This is a genomic window from Monashia sp. HAY1-5C, from assembly GCF_056755255.1.
Genome location: NZ_JBPGXG010000704.1, coordinates 1 through 240 on the forward strand (window position 1 = coordinate 1; position 240 = coordinate 240).

Sequence of the window (240 nt, forward strand, 5' to 3'; positions counted from 1 at the left end):
GTCCACCAGCGTGTAGCTGGGCGTGCGGATGAAACCACCGTAGCCCGGCGACTGGGTGTTGCCCACGTAACGGCCACCAATGCCCAGGCGCAGGCGCGCGTCGTCGACCAGCTGGAAGGCCTTGCCCAGCCATACCGAGGCCAGCTCCTGCGGGGTGTCGTTGAGGCGCTGGTTCACTTCCATGGCGAAGTTGCTCTTGGTCACTTCGGCCTTGTTGCGCGAGTACGCCGCGGTGAGGGT

Annotated in this window: 1 protein-coding gene; it reads right to left on the bottom strand. The window is 65.8% G+C overall.

Annotation, left to right across the window (positions count from 1 at the left end; genetic code table 11):
- Window positions 1-204: hypothetical protein (locus tag ACR9ZK_RS23265; RefSeq protein WP_481344277.1), on the bottom strand; the 204-nt coding region annotated here is incomplete at its 3' end.
- Between the last annotated feature and the right edge of the window lie 36 nt (window positions 205-240).